This window comes from Burkholderia seminalis (assembly GCF_001718535.1).
Taxonomy (GTDB): domain Bacteria; phylum Pseudomonadota; class Gammaproteobacteria; order Burkholderiales; family Burkholderiaceae; genus Burkholderia; species Burkholderia seminalis.
Map to the genome: position 1 here is coordinate 1,270,121 of NZ_CP013400.1, position 17,696 is coordinate 1,287,816.

Annotated in this window: 14 protein-coding genes; 8 read left to right on the forward strand and 6 right to left on the reverse strand. The window is 67.3% G+C overall.

The window, feature by feature from the left end:
- The first annotated feature begins 59 nt into the window (after positions 1 to 59).
- The 5 genes from WJ12_RS26425 to ppk2 all read left to right on the forward strand — a co-directional run bounded on the left by WJ12_RS26425 (position 60) and on the right by ppk2 (position 6,927).
- Entirely contained in the window at positions 60 to 2,180 is a 2,121-nt protein-coding gene (locus WJ12_RS26425; protein WP_059556440.1) for a peptidase domain-containing ABC transporter, read from the forward strand.
- Positions 2,177 to 3,181: a lysophospholipid acyltransferase family protein gene (locus tag WJ12_RS26430; RefSeq protein WP_034191696.1), complete on the forward strand. Its 1,005-nt coding sequence runs from the start codon at positions 2,177 to 2,179 to the stop codon at positions 3,179 to 3,181. Before WJ12_RS26425 ends, WJ12_RS26430 begins: the two co-directional genes overlap by 4 nt.
- 12 nt (positions 3,182 to 3,193) lie before the next feature.
- Entirely contained in the window at positions 3,194 to 4,489 is a 1,296-nt protein-coding gene (locus WJ12_RS26435; protein ID WP_059556441.1) for a beta-barrel domain-containing protein, read from the forward strand.
- 4 nt (positions 4,490 to 4,493) lie between these two features.
- Positions 4,494 to 5,888 carry an OmpW/AlkL family protein gene (locus tag WJ12_RS26440; protein WP_059556442.1) on the forward strand — a complete coding sequence of 465 codons (1,395 nt, stop codon included), beginning with the start codon at positions 4,494 to 4,496 and terminating at the stop codon, positions 5,886 to 5,888.
- Positions 5,889 to 5,976: 88 nt separating this feature from the next.
- Entirely contained in the window at positions 5,977 to 6,927 is a 951-nt protein-coding gene (gene ppk2, locus WJ12_RS26445) for a polyphosphate kinase 2 (protein WP_034191570.1), read from the forward strand.
- A 60-nt stretch (positions 6,928 to 6,987) separates the two neighbouring features.
- On the opposite strand, the gene WJ12_RS26450 is transcribed toward ppk2, so the two are convergent.
- Complete coding sequence (locus WJ12_RS26450) at positions 6,988 to 7,575, reverse strand: IMPACT family protein (protein ID WP_034191569.1); 588 nt, start codon at positions 7,573 to 7,575, stop codon at positions 6,988 to 6,990.
- 354 nt (positions 7,576 to 7,929) lie between these two features.
- Positions 7,930 to 8,787 carry a LysR family transcriptional regulator gene (locus WJ12_RS26455; protein ID WP_059556698.1) on the reverse strand — a complete coding sequence of 286 codons (858 nt, stop codon included), beginning with the start codon at positions 8,785 to 8,787 and terminating at the stop codon, positions 7,930 to 7,932.
- A 130-nt stretch (positions 8,788 to 8,917) separates the two neighbouring features.
- Between WJ12_RS26455 and WJ12_RS26460 the strand changes: the two genes are divergently transcribed.
- Positions 8,918 to 9,496: a DUF4865 family protein gene (locus tag WJ12_RS26460; RefSeq protein ID WP_197423856.1), complete on the forward strand. Its 579-nt coding sequence runs from the start codon at positions 8,918 to 8,920 to the stop codon at positions 9,494 to 9,496.
- On the forward strand, positions 9,493 to 9,618 hold the full coding sequence (locus WJ12_RS37060) for a hypothetical protein (RefSeq protein WP_257786268.1): 126 nt from the start codon (positions 9,493 to 9,495) through the stop codon (positions 9,616 to 9,618). The genes WJ12_RS26460 and WJ12_RS37060 overlap by 4 nt, the downstream gene beginning before the upstream one ends.
- A 65-nt stretch (positions 9,619 to 9,683) precedes the next feature.
- Here WJ12_RS37060 and WJ12_RS26465 read toward each other — a convergent pair whose 3' ends face one another.
- The 3 genes from WJ12_RS26465 to WJ12_RS26475 form a co-directional block, all read right to left on the reverse strand.
- Positions 9,684 to 11,885 carry a glycoside hydrolase family 3 C-terminal domain-containing protein gene (locus WJ12_RS26465; protein ID WP_059556699.1) on the reverse strand — a complete coding sequence of 734 codons (2,202 nt, stop codon included), beginning with the start codon at positions 11,883 to 11,885 and terminating at the stop codon, positions 9,684 to 9,686.
- 450 nt (positions 11,886 to 12,335) lie between these two features.
- A complete protein-coding gene (locus WJ12_RS26470) occupies positions 12,336 to 13,394 on the reverse strand; it encodes a glycosyltransferase family 2 protein (RefSeq protein ID WP_034191566.1) in 1,059 nt (352 codons plus the stop codon).
- A gap of 75 nt (positions 13,395 to 13,469) precedes the next feature.
- Positions 13,470 to 14,726 (reverse strand): oligosaccharide flippase family protein, encoded by a 1,257-nt coding sequence (locus WJ12_RS26475; protein WP_034191694.1) that lies wholly within the window; start codon positions 14,724 to 14,726, stop codon positions 13,470 to 13,472.
- 488 nt (positions 14,727 to 15,214) lie between these two features.
- On the opposite strand from WJ12_RS26475, the gene WJ12_RS26480 reads away from it, so the two are divergent.
- Positions 15,215 to 17,065, forward strand: a complete 1,851-nt coding sequence (locus WJ12_RS26480) for a serine aminopeptidase domain-containing protein (RefSeq protein WP_059556444.1) — start codon at positions 15,215 to 15,217, stop codon at positions 17,063 to 17,065.
- Positions 17,066 to 17,220: 155 nt separating this feature from the next.
- Here the strand turns inward: WJ12_RS26480 and WJ12_RS35315 are convergent, their stop codons facing one another.
- On the reverse strand, positions 17,221 to 17,682 hold the full coding sequence (locus tag WJ12_RS35315; protein ID WP_226103914.1) for a hypothetical protein: 462 nt from the start codon (positions 17,680 to 17,682) through the stop codon (positions 17,221 to 17,223).
- Positions 17,683 to 17,696: the final 14 nt, after the last annotated feature.

A 17,696-nucleotide genomic window follows, 5' to 3' on the forward strand; every position in this document is an offset into this window, starting at 1 on the left:
CGCCACGGGCCCGCACGGCAGGCCCGGGCGGCGTGTCGTCGCGCCCCGGGTGCCCGACCATGCTCTTCAATACGCGCAAAGTCCGTCCGGTCCTGCAGGACGAGGTGACGGAGTGCGGCCTGGCCTGCCTCGCGATGATCGCGTCGTGGCACGGGCGCGAAACGACGTTGCGCACGCTGCGCAACCGCTATCCGGTGCGGATCGATTCCGGGCTGTCGTTCTTCGACCTGATGGAGATCTCGAACGATCTCGGGCTGCGCGCGCGCGGGTTGCAGTTCGACGCGGGAGAACTCGACGCGCTCAAGACGCCGTGCATCCTGCATTGGGGGATGAACCACTATGTCGTGCTGACGAAGGTCGGCTACGGCAGCGTGCACATCGTCGACCCCGCGCTCGGCGAGACGAAGCTGCCGCTCGCGCAGGCGCTCACGCACATCACCGGTTATGCGCTCGAACTGAATCCGGACATCGGCTTCACGCGGGCGGGTCCGACCGACCGGATCCGGTTGCGCGACTACCTCGCAGGGCTGACGGGCATCCGCAAGAGCCTCGCGATCGGCATCGCGGGCGGCGTCGCCGCGCAGCTCCTGCTGCTGCTCGGCCCGTCGTACGTGCAGCTGACGATCGACGAGGCGCTGAAGAAGACCGACGTCGACATCCTGTACCTGCTGACGATCCTGTTCGCGATCGTGTTCCTGTTCGACACGCTGTACGCGAACCTCGTCGGCAACATCAAGAGCTACCTGCGCAACATCGTGTCGCAGCAGCTGTCGGCGAACATGGTCGGCCATCTCGCGCGGCTGCCGATCGGCTATTTCCTGTTCCACAACACCGGCGATTCGATTTCGCGCGTGTCGTCGGTGTCGGAGGTCGGGCGCTTTCTCGTCGACGGGCTGGTCGGCGGGCTGCTGAATATCGTCACCTGCACGCTGACGCTCGTGCTGATGTTGTACTACAGCCCGGTGCTGGCCGGCATCAGCCTCGCGGGGATGGTGCTGTTCGCGCTGAGCCGGCTCGCGATCCAGCCGCGGCTGCAGGACGCGATGTCGCAGATCCTCACGCGCGGCGCGCAAGCCGATGCGCTGCTGATCGAGAACATCCGTTCCGCGCATTCGATCAAGCTGCTGTCGGCCGAGACCGCGCGCAGCAGCCTGTGGGTCAACGCGTTCACGCAGAAGCTGCAGGCGATGCGCCAGCAGGAGCGGCTGCAACTGCTGTTCGATGCGATCTCGAAGGGGATCGTGCACGTCGAGCAACTCGTGATCGTCACGTACGGCGCGTGGCTCGTGATGCACGGACAGAGCACGATCGGCGTGATCTACGCGTTCATCCAGTACAAGAACCTGTTCGCCGACAAGTTCATCGATTCGATCCAGCTCCATGTGCGCCGCAAGGTGCTGCAGGTGCACATGGACCGCGTCGCCGACGTGCTGCAGACCGAGACCGAGGAGCCCGCGCCGGATGCGGTCGTACGACCGATCGACGGATTCGACGGTGCGCTGTCGATCCGCGCGCTGTCGTACACGCCGAAGGGCGGCAACCGTCCGATCCTGCGCGACATCGCGCTCGACGTGCCGGCCGGCGCCAAGATCGCGATCGTCGGCCGCACCGGCAGCGGCAAGACGACGCTGTTGAACCTGATCTGCGGGCTCGTGCGCCCGGACCCGGGCACGCTGTTCGTCGGCGGCGTCGATCTCGCGGAAGTGAACCTGCGGCAGTACCGCAAGCATCTCGCGGCCGTCACGCAGTCCGACCAGCTGTTTCGCGGGACGATCCGCGACAACATCACGAACTTCGCGCCGGCGCCGCGGATCGGCGCGATGTTCGACGCGGCGAAGCTCGCCTGCATCCACGACGAGATCGAGCGGCTCGACCACCGCTACGACACGCCGCTCGGCGATACGCAGAAGTTCCTGTCGGCCGGCCAGATGCAACGGCTGCTGATCGCGCGGGCGCTGTATTGCGAGCCGCGCCTGCTGATCCTCGACGAGTTTTCGTCGAACCTCGACCAGGCGACGACGCACGAGATCTGCCGCAACGTGTTGACGCTGCCGTGCACGATCGTGCTCGTCACGCACGACGCGTCGATCCTGTCGATGGTCGACCGCATCTACCAGATGCACGACGGCGTATTGACCGATGCGACCGGCGCGTGGCACGCGGCCGAGGAGGCACGGTGATGCTCGGGCGGCTCTTCCTGCTCAATCCGTTCTCGTATGCGTTCCTGCTGCGCCGCGCGGTGCGTGCGGTCGCGCTGCGTACGTCCCCCGCGTTCGGGCTGCGGCTGATGCGCTGGTGCTCGGGCGCATGCCTGCGCTGCTTTCCGCCCATTCGCGAATCGATCGAACGCGCGGTCGCCTACATGCTGAGCGCGCACCTGAACGACGATCCGCGGCGCGTGCGGGAAGTATCGGCCGCGATCGTGCGCGAGCTGTTCGAGGCCGAGTTCGCCGGACTCAAGCTGCGCACGCACAGCCTCGCGTCGATGAAGTCGATGATCGACGGGATGGCGTGCGAAGGCGACGATCAATTGCGCGCGGCGCTCGCACGCGGCGGCCCGCTGATGCTCGCGGGGCTGCACTTCGGCAACCTGATGCTGTTCGTCACGAAACTGCGCTTCATGATTCCCGACGACCGCAAGCTGATGGTGATCCTGCATCGCGACGCGCCTGGCGCGTTCTTCGACGATGCACTGCGGCTCGTCGCCGAATACGGCGCGGGCGACGTCGAGTTCATCGACATCGAGGAGCGCGTGCATCTGCGGCGGCTGATCACGAGCCTGCGGCGCGAAGCGCCCGTGTTCCTGCTGTTTTCCGACCTGCACGGCAAGTTCGGCAAGACCAACCGCTGCCGGCTCGGCGGGCGCTGGGTGCGGATGGCCGGCGGCGGCGTGAAGCTCGCGGTCGAACAGGGGATTCCGCTGCTCGTCGCGTATGCGACGGGCGTGCCGTTTCGCGATCGCTGCGCGGTGCATTTCACCGGGCTCGCGGCCAGCCCGCTCGCGCCGATGCTCGGGGCGGACGACGACGCATCGCCGGTGCGCGCGACGCACCAGCGCATCGTCGACCGCCTCGAACAGGCGCTCGTGCGCCAGCCCGAGCAATGGCATTTCTGGGAACACTTCACGCCTTACCTGATGCCGACGCCGCTGCTCGATGCGGCCGCGCGGCGTCGCGCCTGACGAGCCTGCCCCATGCCGATCTGGAATTCCGCCCTCCAAGAACAGAAGCCGTCGCGCAAGCTCGCGCGCGGCACCACTTTCGGCACCGTGATCCACGGCGTCGTCGACGTGCCGGTGTCGATGCGGTTTTTCTGCTACCTGTCGCTGGCGATGTTCGCGATGTTCGTGACGGCGCTCGTCGAACTGAGCTACGCGAATACCGAGAGCGTGTCGGGGATGCTGACGCCGCGCTCGGGGCTGATCGGCGTCGGCGCGCCGCCGGGCTGGGCGGTGCGCGACATCTACGTCGGCAAGGACCAGCAGGTGAAGGCCGGCCAGCGGCTGATGGCGGTGACGCGCGACACGAGCTTCGTCAGCCAGGCGAACAACGTGCAGGGCATGCGTGCGGCGCTCGACCGGCAACGCGTGGAGGTGACGCAGCAGATCGACGCGGCACGGCTCGAATACCGGTCGTCGGTGCAGCAGATCAACCAGCAGATCGCCGCGCAAGGCGAGAGCCGTGGGCTGATCGACCGGCAGATCCAGGACCAGAAGCGCATCGTCGACGAGTACGGCGAACGGCGCGCACGCGTGAAGCAGCTGCTCGACGAGCAGGTCGTGACGCTCGAACAGTACAACCAGGTCAACACGCAGTACCTGCAGGCCGGGCAGGCGTACCAGGACCTGCTGCTGCGCCGCGCCGAGCTTGCGAAGAACGCGATGAAGCTGCGCGGCGACCTCGACACGATGCAGAGCAAGTACGACGGCGCGAACGCGGAACTGAAGATCAAGCAGGAGGAGCTGAACGCGAAGGAATACAACATCGACGAGAACGTGAACCAGGTGCTGTACGCGCCGGCCGACGGGCAGATCGTGCGGCTCGACGTCGTGCAGGGCGGTGTGATCGACCCGCCGGGCACGCGCGTCGTCGAGATCCTGCCCGCGCAGGCCGACGGGCTGATCGCCGAGGTCTACATTCCGTCGTCGAAGGCCGGCTTCGTGAAGAAGGGGCAGGAAGTGAAGGTTGCGTACGCAAGCTATCCGGTCGAGAAGTTCGGCACCTATCGCGGCAAGGTGCTGTCGATCTCGCCGGTCGCGTTTTCGGCGAAGGAGCTGAACCTGCCGGGCGATGCGGCCGCGTCGCAGACCTACTTCAAGACCTGGGTCGAACTCGCCGATCGAACGCCGTCCTTCGAGGGGCGGCCGCTGTCGCTGCGGGCCGGGATGATGCTGAAGGCCGACGTCGTGCTGGAGCGGCGCAGCCTGCTCGAATGGCTGTTCGAGCCGCTGTACCGGATCCGCCAGCGCCTGTTCGGCGTGCCGGCCTGAGCCGATGGCGAATCGCGACATTACCCGCCGCCGCGCGCGGCCGGGCGCCGTGCGTCCGTTGTCGCGCTGGCTCGGCGCGACGCTGTTCGCGTGCGCGGCTGCCGCGCACGGCGCGCCGCAGCCGGACGGCGATGCCGCGCCGCGCTGGCAGGCCGGTGCCGACGGGATCGGCTTCTGGCCGGGCGGCGATGCGGACGGGTTCGACGCGAGCGCGTGGGCGACCGATGCAGGGCCGGCGCGCGGCGGGCGCGATGGCGCTGCGGCCGGCGTGCCGCCGCTCGACGCCGTCCCGTTGAGCGCACGCAAGATCACGCTCGGGCAGCGCACCGGCGAAGCGGGGCGCGCGTGCGCGGGAGCGCGCGACGATGGCGTCGACGGTATCGGCTTCGACGACAACGGCGCGGACGACGGCTGCGCGCCGGCCGCGCCGCGCGAGGCAACGGCGGATGACGCATCGGCTGGCGGCGTGGTCCACGCCGGCCGGATGCCGTACGAACTGCATCCGGTCGATCCGTCGCGGCTGCCCGATCTGCCGGCCGCGCAGGCGCCGCCGTTGCTCGAGCAGCTGATGGGCGACGACCGCAACATGGTCGGCCTCGGCTGGCACTTCGTCGGGACGACCGGCCGGTCGACGCCCGTGACGACGCATACCGACGCGCTCGGGCTGAACAGCTTCCAGAACGCCGGGTCGAGCCTGTCGCTCAGCAATACGAACACGCTGGCGTTCACGTTCACCCACTTTTTATCGGAGCACTGGGCGGCCGAACTCGGCGCGGGCATTCCGCCGGTGCTGACGCTGCGCGGGCACGGCAGCATCGCGCTGCCGCTCGAGCGCATCTTTGCCGGCGTCCAGGGGCGTTTTCCGCTGATCGACCTTGCGAACACGCAAAGCAATCCGCTCGCGACCACGCGCGCGTGGCTCGGGTCCGTCGTGTTCAAGTACTACCTCGGCGAGCGCGACGATCGCTTCCGGCCGTTCGCGGGCATCGGCGTCAGCTACACGCGCTTCACGAACACGAACCTGAACCCCGTGTTCCAGCGCAAGCTCGCGTCGCTCGGCGGGCTGCTCGCGGCAGGCGCGGACATCGGCAGCCTGCAGTCGCTGTTGCTCGACCCGGCGATGTTCCAGCGGATCTGGGATGCCGGCGGCGACCTGCTGCTGTCGGGGCGGACCAATGTGTCGGCGAAGGTGAAGAGCGTGTGGGAGCCGGTGTTCACCGTCGGCGCGAGCTACCAGATCACGCGCCGGCTCTGGATCACGGGGATGGTCACCTATATTCCGCTGCGGACGAAGATCACGCTCGACATCAGCCAGCCGAACCGGACGCTTGCATCGAACACCTTCGATATTTCGGCCAATCCGGTGCTGGCCAGCGTGCTGCTGAACTTCCGCTTCTGACGGTCCCGGCGGCCGGTTTTCATCAATTTGACGCGCGACGCTGGGATAATGGCGAAGTTTGGCCGCGTCAATGATGGAAGGAGGCCCCATGGGCGACAAAGATACCCGCACCGAGACCGACAACCTTGCCGATTCGAGCTCGATGGAAGCGCGTCAGCGCCGCTTCGAGGAAGATCTCGTCGACGCATACGACGAAGAACTCGAAATGGAACTCGACGACCGTCGCTTCGACGACGGCGACGACTTGCTGTTTTCGCAGGCGCGTCGCGAGGCACGCAAGCAGTATTTCCGCGAGCTGTTCCGGCTGCAGGGCGAACTCGTGAAACTGCAGGACTGGGTCGTGAGCACCGGGCACCGGCTCGTCGTCATTTTCGAAGGGCGCGACGCGGCCGGCAAGGGTGGCGTGATCAAGCGGATCACGCAGCGCCTGAATCCGCGCGTGTGCCGTGTCGCCGCGCTGCCCGCGCCGAACAACCGCGAGCGCACGCAATGGTACTTCCAGCGCTACGTCGCGCATCTGCCGGCCGGCGGCGAGATCGTGCTGTTCGACCGCAGCTGGTACAACCGCGCGGGCGTCGAGCGCGTGATGAATTTCTGTACCGACGACGAGTACGAGGAGTTCTTCCGGTCGGTACCCGAGTTCGAGAAGATGCTCGTGCGCAGCGGCATCCAGATCGTCAAGTACTGGTTCTCGATCACCGATCACGAGCAGGAAGTACGTTTCCAGGCGCGGATCCAGGATCCGCTGAAGCAGTGGAAGCTGAGCCCGATGGACCTCGAAAGCCGGCGCCGCTGGGAGGCTTATACGGCCGCGAAGGAGGAGATGCTGCAGCGCACGCATATTCCCGAGGCGCCGTGGTGGGTCGTGCAGGCCGTCGACAAGAAGCGCGCGCGGCTGAACTGCATCCACCATCTGCTGGGCCAGGTGCCGTATCACGAGGTGCCGCACCCGTCGATCGACCTGCCGCCGCGCGAGCATCACGAGGACTACATCCGCCGGCCGACGCCGGACGACATGATCGTGCCGGATACTTACTGACGCAGGAATGCGCCTGGCAGCGTCAGGCAAAGCGGGGAAGGCAGGTGCCTTGCCCGCGCGTCACAGGTCCGGAAACCCCGAGCGCCCCTGGGTCAGGTCGAACAATTCGGCCCTCGCATCGGCCTCGGCGGTTTCCGGCAGCTTGATCACCAGTTTCACCGTCATGCCGTACGTGCTGTCCACCAGTTCGTATCCGGCCTGTTCGATCCAGCGGCGCACGCGCGCCTCCTCCGGGTAGCCGATCTCGATCGCGAGCCGCGTCTGGCGAATGCGCTCGATGCGCTCGGCATCGAGCAGCGCCGAGGCGATCGCATCCGTATAGGCGCGCACCAGTCCGCCCGCGCCGAGCTTCACCCCGCCGTAGTAACGCACGACCGCGCCGAGCACGCCGTCGAGATCGTGATGACGCAGCACTTCGAGAATGGGCCGGCCGGCCGTGCCCGACGGCTCGCCGTCGTCCGACATGCCCGACTGGCCGCCGGCCAGCAGCGCCCAGCACACATGGGTGGCCGTCGGATGCGCGTCGCGCAGGCGTTGCAGCGCCTGCATCGCGGCATCGCGGTCGTCAACCGGGATCGCGAGCCCGATGAAGCGGCTCTTGCGGATCTCGAGTTCGCGGATATAGGTGGTGGCGAGCGTGTAACTCATGCGCCGCGAGCAACGGGTAAGGAAGTCAAGGTGATGATGGCCTGGCGATGCTGGGATATCGGCCCGCACGTGGATGGCACCTGCACGCGCGGACGGGACGAAACGGGAATTTTACCGTGGTGCGCATCGAAGCATTTCGATGCGGTCGAAACCCGGCTCGGGCGATGTGCCGGATACGAAGACGCAGACGAAGATGGCCACCGTGCGCGAGCATGCCGCCCGTCGAACAACCATGGGCTCCCGAGGTCGATCGCGTGGATAGCTGAAGGGCGGCCCCGCGCTCGTTGAACCGGTCGCGCAGCGGGCGCATGGTTTTCCCCGTGAGGGCTTCGGAACGCACCCGTGCGTGCGACGTCAACGTACCCCGATCGACGACCGCAGCGCCGCGCCGAGCGTGCGCAGTGCCTGCCGGGCGCGCGCGTCGGTCAGGCTGGAATGGAGCACCACGTCGCGCGCCGGCAACGGCGGCAGCCCGTATCGCGTTCCGACGTCGACCGTGCCGGCGGGCGCCACGCGATGCCCGAGCGCCGCGACGGCCAGCCCCGCGGATACCGCCGCGCCGATCGTCGCGATACCGCCGCCGACGAACACCTCGGTCCACGGAACACCGGCCTCGTCCAGTGCGCCAACGGCCATGCGCCGCACGCTGCAAGGTTCGGCCTGCGTGGCCAGCCGCAGCGGTTGCGGCGGATGGTACTCGAAATCGGCTGCGGCCATCCAGCCGAACGACTCCGACAGGATGGTCTCGCCGTCGAGCCGCCGGCTGTCGTGCTGCAGCGCGACGGCCGCGTCGAGCTGGCCGCGGTCGAATGCATCGAGCACGTCGCGCGACGCCGCGACGCGGATCTCCAGCACGAGTGTCGGCTCCGCTTCGCTCATGCGTCGCAGCAGCATCGGCAGATCGGCGCCGACGACATGGTGGCTGACGCCGATCACCAGCCGCCGCTGGCCCGTGCCGAACGCGCCGATTGCGCCGTGGTGCGCGGCCACCAGCTCGCGCGCCGGCTCGAGGAACGCGGTGCCGTCGGCCGACAGGCGGACCTGCCGCGGCGTGCGCTCCAGCAGGCGGCGGCCGAGCCCCTCTTCGAGCCGCTTGATCTTCAGGCTCACGGCCGATTGCGTCGTGTCCATCGCTTCCGCGGCTCGCGTGAAGCTCTTGAGGTCGGCGGTCAGCACGAACGCTTGCACGGCTTCGATGTCGAGCGTTTTCATCGCGCACTCATCCATTTAATAATCGAATCATTGAAATATGATGCCATCGTCTTTTCAAATGATTCAAGGTCTTCTACGCTGTTCGCACGTTTTCCTGAATGTCACCCGTTGCTTTCGCCAGGAGTCGACCATGCTGACCGCGTACTACGTGCACCGCCTGCCGGCGGACTACGACCTCGACATCATCCGCAACCGCGTGCGCGAACGCGGCGCGCTCTGGGACGACACGCCCGATCTGCTGTTCAAGGGGTTCCTGCTGCGCGAGGCCGGCCGTTACGGCGCGACGGAAAACGGCTATGCGTCTTTTTATCTGTGGCGTAACGAACAGGCGTTCGCGCGGTTCGTGACGGCCGGCCGCTATCGGGTCGTGACGGACAGCTTCGGGCGCGCGCCGATCGAAACCCAGGTCGTGCTCGAGGCTCGCAAGGGCCGTGCGTCGACGGGACGCTTCGCGCGTTTGGAAACCCTCGATATTCCGCCGGATGCCGACCTCGACGCGACGCTTGCAGGAGAGATCGCGCGCAATCGCGAAACGGCGGCACGGCAGGGCGTGGTGGCCGCTGTCGTCAGTCTCGACCCGCTGCGCTGGCGACTGACGCGGGCCGTCGTCACGGAGCACGAACCGGACGAGGGTGGCACGGGTACGGTGTATCAGGTCCTGCACCTGGCGCGGCCGTTGCTCGATACGCTGGAAGCGGGTGGTGCGTGATGGCCGGCATCGGGTCGCGATTGCCGGCCGGCCTGGTGGTTGCCGCGCATCTGGCCGGCGTGGCCGCGGCGATCGTCGCGATGGCCGCGCTCGCGGCGGTGCTGGCGCTGCTGCTCCGGTAACGCTGCTCGAACGATCGGCAAAGACGGGGAGCCGGGCACGCGGCTCCCCGCGGGTTCACCGGCGATCAGTTGCCTTGAAGCCGGATATCGCGCGACGACGCACCGACATACACCGTCCCGCCCGAGACGACCCGCCAGCCGTTACGCGACGTGTCCCACACGCTTTGCATCCGCGGCGACACGGTCACGCGCACGCGCCGCGCTTCGCCCGGATTCAGCCGGATCTTCTCCCAGCCGACCAGCCGTTTCGGCGGCTCGTCCTTGTACGGCACGCCGAGATAGACCTGCGGCGTTTCCGCGCCGGCGACACGCCCGTCGTTGCGCACCGTGAATGCGACGCTCAGCGAGCCGTCCCATTGTCTCGACACCGACAGTCCCGAGTACGCGAAGTGCGTATAGGACAGCCCGTAGCCGAACTCGAACATCGGCTTGATGTTGCGCGCGTCGTACCAGCGATAGCCCATGTTCAGCTTTTCCGCGTAGACGGGATCGTTGTCGAACGCGCCGTTTTGCCCCCAGGTCGGCGAGTCCTGATCGCGCGCCGGGAACGTGACGGGCAGCTTGCCGGACGGATTCACCGCGCCGAACAGCACGTTCGCGATCGCCTTGCCGCCGGCTTCGCCCGGATACCACGCCTCGACGATCGCCGATACGTTGTCCTTCCAAGGCATCAGCACCGGATTGCCGCTCTGGACGACGACGATCGTGTGCGGATTCGCACGCGCGACGGCTTCGACGAGCGCATCCTGGTTCGACGGATTCGCGAGGCTCAGGCTCTGCAGGTCGCCGAAATCCTCGCCGGCCGGTTGCGCGACCACGACGATCGCGACGTCCGAGCGGCCCGCGAGCGCCGCGGCCTGGTCGATCTCCTGCTGCGTGTACGCGCGGAACGGCGACTGCTGATCGCTATTGCCCGCGTACGTGACCTGCGCGGCCGGCGCGAGCGCGCGAATGGCCGCGACGATCGGCACGTCGACCTTCAGCCACGGATTGCGCCACCAGCTGCAGCCCGTCGACGACCCGAACGTCAGGCCGCCGCAGCCCGCGAACGAACCCGAAACCGGATCGCGCGTGTTGCCGGAGCCGCCGCCGGACAGCACGGCCGCATCCGCGTGGCCGCCGATCACGGCGATACGCGACAGCGCCGACGCGGCCAGCGGCAACTGGTTGCCGTCGTTCTTCAGCAGCACGATCGACTGCTCGGCGGCTGCCTGCGCGAACCGGTTCGCGGCCGCGAAATCGATCGTGCCGCCGCCCTTGGCCGGATCGTCCATCACGCCGACGCGGATCATCACGGCGAGCTTGCGGCGCACCATGTCGTCGAGGCGCGCGGTCGACACCGAGCCGTTCGCGATCGCCTGCTTGACGGCCGCCGGGGTGAGGTAGGCGGTCGGCCCGACGTCTTCTTCCTCGTCGAGCCCGGCGTTGATCGCGGCCGCGGTGCTGTGCGCGGCGCCCCAGTCGGACTGCACCTGGCCCTGGAAGCCCCATTCGTTCTTCAGCACGTCGTTCAGCAGGTGAGGGTTTTCGCACGCATACGTGCCGTTCAGGCGGTTGTAGCTGCACATCACGCTGCCGGGGCGGCCGCGCTTCGCGGCGATCTCGAACGGCAGCAGGTAAAGCTCGCGCAGCGTGCGTTCGTCGATCTGCGTGTTGCCGCCCATCCGGCCGTGCTCCTGTTCGTTGCCGGCGTAGTGCTTGATCGTCGCGATGACCTTCTGCCGCTGCGTGGCGAGCGTGCGTTCGGCGAGCAGGTCGCCGGCAAGCAGCGGATCTTCGCCGAGATACTCGAACAGGCGGCCGCCGCGCGGCTCGCGCGCGAGATTGGTGCCGCCCGCGAGGCCCATGCCGAATCCTTGCGCGCGCAACTGGATCGCGACTTGCTTGCCATAGTCGTACGACAGCCGGCGATCCCAGCTCGCGGCGACGGCGATCGTCGCCGGGAACGTGGTGCTGGCCTGCGAGGTGCTGCCGGAGCCCGTCGCCGAATCCACCATGTTGAGATCGGGAATACCGAGCCGAGGCACACCCTGGATGTAGCCGGCACCGCCGCCCGGCACTTTTGACATTTCGTATTGCGAATGAATGAACTGGAGCTTCTCGTCGAGCGTCATCTTGCGCACGAGCAGGTCGGCGCGCCGCTGCGCGGCGGCTGACGCGAATGCGTCGGTCGCGTCGCCCTGCGAATTGAAATCGGCGTTGCCGGCGTAGGCGGTGGTGCAGAGGGTCGCTGCCAGCACGACGGCCGGCCAGAGGGTGTCCCGCATGTTGCTCTCCATGATCGTATTGCCGGTTGTTCGAATGATGTCTGGAGCTGCGCACGTCCGATGGATTCGCATCGGACGTATTCGGCTGGCGATGCAGGGTGGTTGCGCGTCGGCATGCCAGGCCGGGCGGGGAATCGTTACGGCCGGTTGGGCCCGATCGAACATCGAGGACGGCGACGCGGACCGTCCGACACTGCCGAATCGGATGTAGCGATTCTCTGCAGCGACCAATCGTACGAATGTAGTTTGACTACAGCATCGGTGTTTGTACCGATACGTACGATCTTTTTTCGACGCGGTGGAGCGGTGGGAGGAAAAGGCGGTCAACGTTCCCGATGGGGATCGGATGGCGGGGTAAGAAGTACCTGGATACAGGTGTTTTCATGCGGCAATGCAGCGGTGCAGGAGACCCGTCTCGTTGCGCGTGCATCGAATTGACTCCAGCCGTCGCTAGCGGGCCGCGGTTCGCGGTTCGGTCGTCGGGCGAACGCGCGCGAGCGGATTCGCGATATAGCGAATCGCGCGGTCGCTGAGCGTCGACGATGGCAGCAGGCACGCGAGAGACAGGCCGGTGACGGCCAGTTTCTTGAACGGCCGCCAGAACGGATTGCGCAGCACGGTATGCCAGTAGCGTCCCGAATCGGACAGGAACCAGCGCCAGCGGCGCGCGAGCGGCGCGCGGTACAGCGTGCTCGCGAAGTGCGCCTTTTCGATCGAGAAGTCGAACGGTTCGCCCGGCAGCGCTTCGTGAAGCCGCGAGCCGGCAATGGCACGCAGCGTCGACCATCGGCGCGCCGCCTTCAACGCACCCGTGGCCGCATCTTCCGCATTGGCAAATGCAAGATCGGCCGTGTCGCGGTTGACTTCGCTATCGGCAGGGGTAGCCGGCCGATGAACACGATAGCCGCCGAGCGTCGCGTCGATCATGTGAATGGCACCGAGCAGTGCGATCCCGTAGATCGCATAGAAATCGGCGCCGTGCAGGTTGTCGGGCGTGACGGGTACCGGGAAGATGCGCCTGAGCGCGTCGCTCCGGTATGCGTTACCCGACGCAGGCGGCGACGGATAAAGCCAGCCCGCGCGCAGCAGGCGGCCGCAATCGGTGGCCACGCCCGACTGTGGGACCGTGACGCCCGTCGCGATGCCTTCCCGCGTCATCACGTCGAGCCGGAAATGCACCTTCACGAAGTCGCCGGAGGCGAACGCGGCCAGCACGCGGGCGGCCGCGTCGCGGTAGAGCAGGTCGTCCGCGTCGAGCAGCAGCACGTAAGGGGTCAGGACATGCTCCAGCGCGCGGTTGTAGGCGGCGACCTGGCCGCAATTCTCCTGGAAGACTGCCACGATGCGATCCCCGTACGAGCGGATGATGTCGCGGGAGTCGTCGGTCGAACCGTCGTCGACCACGAGGACGCGGATGTCGTTGGCGGTCTGGGCAAGCGCGGAGTCGATCGCGGCACGCAGATAGACGCCGTGGTTGTAGTTGCAGATTGCAATGGTCAGGTCTGCCATGAGCGGCTCCCGCGTGAATTCGGTTCAGGCATTTCGGCGCGGGGAACGGGTGCCACGCCATCGTGCGGCCGCGTGCTAGCGGCGCGCAATGGAACTGCCGGGCAGCGGAATGCCGGCGCGATAGACGACGGCCGCGAGCGCGGCGGCGACTGCGGCCTCCGCGAGCAGAACGGCGGCCGCGGCACCCAGTTCCGCAAAGTACTTCGCGAGGACGGGAAGCAGCACGATGTTCAGGATGCCGGACGACATCAGGATACGCGTGAATGCCGTCTTCATGCCAAGTGGCAGCATGGTCTGCACGCCGAACAGGTCGGTCATGCCGGCCATGAACGGGATGAATGCCATCCAGCGCAGTACGTGAACCGTCGGCTCGTACGACGGGCCATACAGGATACGCACGGCCAGCGGCGCCCCGAAGAAAATCACGAGCGAGATGCCGAGCACCATCACGACCTGTACGACGAAAAGTTTGCGCAGGAACGAGAACGCGTCGTTGCGCGCATGCCGCATCAGGTAGTTGATGCGCGGATAGGTGGCGGCCTTCAGCGGCTGGAGCAGGCTGAGCGCCGCGCGGATCAGCTTGTCGCCGGCCGCGAAGTAGCCGGCCGCGACGTTGCCCGACACGAAGCCGAGCAACACGGTGTTGGTCGACGCATAGAACGCAATCGACGTCGACGCGAGAAACACTTGCCAGCCGCCTTTCAGCGATTCGGCGATGTCGGCCACGCCGACGCGGACGAAGTCGATTTCGCGATGAAAGTACAGGTAGACGGCCAGCGCGATCGCCGATAGTACCGGCACAGCGGCGTTGACGATCATCGCGCGATCGATGTCCGCCGGGCTGTGTACGAGCGCGAACATCGCGGGCAGGCTCAACACCCGGCCGACGAACAGGATCACGCTGAGTGCGCGCAGCTTCTCCATGCCCTGGAAATACCAGCCGGGCGTGAATGCGACGCCGGCCACCATGCCGAAGCCGATCAGCAGCAGGTCGCGGTCATCGCCGAAGCGCCCGATTAGCAGGGTCAGCAGCACCAGCACGACGAAGCAGATGGCCGCGATTCCGATCTGCGCATACAGCGTCGCCCAGAAGATGCGTGAGCGTTCGGCGCGGTCGTCGCGTGCGAGTGCTATGCGCGGCGTGGCGGTCAGGTCGAAGCTGTAGCTCGTGCAGTTGGTGAGATACGCGATCACCGCCAGCGAGAACGCGAGCTGGCCATAGCCTTCCGGGCCCAGTGCGTGCGTCAGCAGCGGCGCGATCAGCAGCGGCACCGCATACATCGAAATCTGCAGCGTCAGCAGCAGCAGGAAGTTCTTCTTGAGGTTTGACATTCGCTCGGTCGGCGCCGTTGGGTATCGCATGGCGGCGGGTTGCGTGCAGCCGTACGGATGCGCGGCCGGTCGGCGCTGACCCGGCTGCGAGGATTCGCGAACCGTTCCGGTGCCGGTTTCGACCGGCGATGCCGGCACGGCCACATCGGATGGTGGCCATGATACGGGGCGAGCAACGCGGCATTGTTCGCGAGCCTACCGTTCGCGGATTCCGTTCGCATGACGGAACGAATCGCTAAAGGGGCACGGCGTTGCGTCGTGTCGGTGATGAATGCATTTGTAAGCTGGCGCACCGAAGCCCGATCGGGCCCAATGATCTAATCACACGCATGGAACACGGCAAGCGGGCCGCGCAGGGGCGCGGCGGATGACTGCGGCCGGTTCCTGCCAGCACCGGCCAGCGGCCGGAGTCGCGACATCGTGTATTCCGGTGTCGCCGCTGGCACGGTTGTGCACGGAATAACAAATACTGCTCCGAGGAGTACCGAGTGAAGCCGATAACGTTCGGCAGCTGCGTTGGGTGGCTGCACGAAGGACAGACGGCGCAGGGCGTGATCCTGTGCGAATCGCTGGGCCACGAAGCTGCATGGACGCACAAGCTCATGCGGGCCGTCGCGGAGCGTCTCGCCCGTGCGGGCGTGACGGTGTTGCGGTTCAACTATCCATGCGCCGGCGATTCGCCCGGCGACGACCTCGATGCCGGGCGGCATGCCGCCAGCATCGACAGCATTCATCGTGCGATCGACCTGTTGCGGGACGAAGCCGGCGTGACCACCGTGACGCTCGTCGGCATTCGGGCGGGCGCGCTGTTCGCGATGCTGGCCGCTGCAGGTCGGTGCACGTTGCCGCGCGTCGATGCGGTGGTCGCGCTGTCGCCGGTCGTGCGCGGCCGTGCGTACCTGCGCGAGCTGTCGTTCGTGCATCGTCAGTGGCTCGATACGATGCCGCCTGCGACCCGCGCCGCGCATCGCGACGAACCGTGCATGAACGTGCTCGGACATCGCTTCCCGGCCGAATTTGTCGATGCGCTGAAGGCCGTCGATCTGTGCGACGTCGTGCGCGATGCGCCGGCGCTGCCCGGCGCGATGCTGCTGATCCAGCCGGAGCAGGGCGACGGACCGGCGTTGCGCGACGCACTGCTGGCGCGCGGCGTGAACGTGACGTGCGAACCGTTCCGTGAATGGCCGACGACGATGCTGGACGGCACGCGCTCGCACCTGCCACACGCGGCGATCGACACGGTGGTGAACTGGGTCGTCGCGCGTGCTCCGGGCCGGGGCGTCGCTGCCGGCGTTCCGCTACGCGCCGCCCACGCATGGAGTGGTGAGTCGGCCGTTGCGCTCGACATGGGCGACATGACGGAGCAAGTCGTCGCGGTCGGCCCGGGCCGGCTGGTTGGCGTGCTGTGCCGCCCGGCCGACATGCCGCCTGCCACGCCGGTCGGTCCGGCGCTCGTGATCGCGAACACGTCGACGAATCCACGCAGTGGCGAAGGGCGCTTTGGCGTGCGACTGGCCCGCACGCTGGCGCGGGCCGGCGTGACGACGTTGCGGATCGACGTGAATGGTGTCGGCGACAGCGGGCCCGATGCACCGGACGACCAGTCGGGCGTCGTGTATTCGCCGCAGGCGATCGACGACGTCGCGGCAGCGGCGGACTGGTTGCGCGCGCTCGGTCATCCGGACGTCGTCGCGGCCGGCATCTGTTCGGGCGCCTATGCGGCGTTGCATGCGGCAGTGAAAACGGTATCGCTCGGCGGCGTGATCGCGATCAACCTCGCGCGTTTCGTGTGGCCGGCCGGGCTCACGCTCGAAGCGGCGCAGAAGCAGCGGATCAACTCGGTGCGCGGCTACTGGCTGTCGGTGCGTGACTGGCGGCGCTGGAAGCGGCTCGTCCTCGAACGGCGCGACGTGCGCCCGATCCTGCGCGCGGTGGCCGCCAACGTTATCGCGCGCGTCAGCGTGCCCGTGAAGACGGCGGCCGCGCGCGTCGGCTGGAAGCCGCGCGCCGGTACGCCGCGCGGCGTGATGCGCGAACTTGCGCAACGCAACGTCCGGACGATGCTCGTCTACGGTGCACTCGATCCCGGTATCGACGACGTCCGGCGTCACTTCGGCGCGGTCGAACATGCGTTTCGGCGCTCGCGCCACGTGCGCCTGCACCTGATGCCGCAGGTCGACCACGCCTTGTATGGCATTGCGGGAACCGCCGCCGTGATCGATCTCTGCACGCAGGCGTTGAGCGGCGACTGGGGCTGGATGGTAGTACGCGACGCCAATCCGTCGGCACCCGACACGGCCGATCGACCTTATGCGAACGTGTCGGTCAGAAGTTCCTGATGCGCGTCGCGCGACGCTGGGCGGTTAGCGGGGTGCGATCCTCGTTCGTATGAAGATCGGCTTTCGGTGGGCTTGATCACAGACGTGCCTGTCGCGCTGGTGTCCAATCCCGTATCGGCGCCCGAGCCATTGCGTCGGCGCGCGACGGGGCGGCTTCAGTTCGTGTCACCACGTTGCGTATAGGGCGAAGCGGTGTACGGCGATGCGTACAGCGTGCCGGTATCCCATGCGCCGTCGCCGGGTGCGCTGGCCTCTTTCGGGCGGCCCGGCCGCTTCGGCACGAGCGGCCGGCGCAGCGCCCCGCGGGCACGCGATTCCGGCTCCGCGTCGGCGTGGATGCCGGGAAGCGCAAGGCCGGGCGCAGCGGAATCGGAATTCGGCGTCGCGGAGCTGACCGTCGCGGTCTGGGCGGAACGTTGCCGGGGGATCGGCAGGGCCGGCGAGACTGCCCTCGGCGAGATGAAGGTCGACGTATCGGCCGGGTCGGGGTGCAACGATTGGGCATCGGCGGCGCAGGCGATGCCGGCCGACAGGATGCAGATGAGCGACGAAAGCGATAAAGAGCAGTTCATGACGAATCGTACGGAAGACGTGCGGTGACGAGGGGCGCGCGGCACCGCAATGCGAGCCG

Coding starts and splice junctions, on each gene's coding strand:
- WJ12_RS26425 (WP_059556440.1), top strand. CDS start 60: ATGCTCTTCAATACGCGCAAAGTCCGTCCGGTCCTGCAGGACGAGGTG.
- WJ12_RS26435 (WP_059556441.1), top strand. CDS start 3,194: ATGCCGATCTGGAATTCCGCCCTCCAAGAACAGAAGCCGTCGCGCAAG.
- WJ12_RS26440 (WP_059556442.1), top strand. CDS start 4,494: ATGGCGAATCGCGACATTACCCGCCGCCGCGCGCGGCCGGGCGCCGTG.
- ppk2 (WP_034191570.1), top strand. CDS start 5,977: ATGGGCGACAAAGATACCCGCACCGAGACCGACAACCTTGCCGATTCG.
- WJ12_RS26450 (WP_034191569.1), bottom strand. CDS start 7,575: ATGAGTTACACGCTCGCCACCACCTATATCCGCGAACTCGAGATCCGC.
- WJ12_RS26455 (WP_059556698.1), bottom strand. CDS start 8,787: ATGAAAACGCTCGACATCGAAGCCGTGCAAGCGTTCGTGCTGACCGCC.
- WJ12_RS26460 (WP_197423856.1), top strand. CDS start 8,918: ATGCTGACCGCGTACTACGTGCACCGCCTGCCGGCGGACTACGACCTC.
- WJ12_RS26465 (WP_059556699.1), bottom strand. CDS start 11,885: ATGCGGGACACCCTCTGGCCGGCCGTCGTGCTGGCAGCGACCCTCTGC.
- WJ12_RS26470 (WP_034191566.1), bottom strand. CDS start 13,394: ATGGCAGACCTGACCATTGCAATCTGCAACTACAACCACGGCGTCTAT.
- WJ12_RS26475 (WP_034191694.1), bottom strand. CDS start 14,726: ATGTCAAACCTCAAGAAGAACTTCCTGCTGCTGCTGACGCTGCAGATT.